A 517-nucleotide genomic window follows, 5' to 3' on the forward strand; every position below is an offset into this window, starting at 1 on the left:
GCGCGCCGTGCCGCCGGTCACCCAGCCGCCCCAGACGAAGCCGACGACCATGGTCGCCGCGGCAGCGCCGATGCACGCCCAGACGAGCGTCGATTTCGACGGCTGGTAGGCGTCCCACCGTTGGCTGATCGAATTCCCGGCGTTGTTCTGAGTAGCCATGAAGCTGGTCCTTCCCGATTGCTGACGAAGATCGACCTTTCGGTCACGTTGACCGAAAGGCTTGGGCACTGCTCAGTAGCCCTGGCCGTTGCCGGCCTGGGAGTCTTTCGGCGGCATGTCGGCGATCATCGCCTCCGCGGTGATGAGGAGGGCCGCGATCGAGCCGGCATCCTGCAAGGCCGTGCGCACGACCTTGGCGGGATCGACGATGCCCGCCTCGATCATGTCGACATAGGTTTCGGTCTGGGCGTCAAAGCCCTGATTGGGATTCTTGCTGTCTGCGAGCTTGCCAATCACGACGGAGCCTTCCACGCCCGCATTTGCTGCGATCTGACGGATCGGGGCTTCGAGCGCCCTG

General features: G+C 64.6%; 1 protein-coding gene. It reads right to left on the reverse strand.

Annotation, left to right across the window (positions count from 1 at the left end; genetic code table 11):
• Positions 1 to 231: 231 nt before the first annotated feature.
• A partial coding sequence (locus EJC49_RS25250; protein ID WP_280960068.1) for a TCP-1/cpn60 chaperonin family protein occupies positions 232 to 517 on the reverse strand: 286 nt, incomplete at its 5' end.

Source organism: Aquibium carbonis (assembly GCF_003970795.1).
In the GTDB taxonomy this organism is placed as follows: Bacteria; Pseudomonadota; Alphaproteobacteria; order Rhizobiales; family Rhizobiaceae; genus Aquibium; species Aquibium carbonis.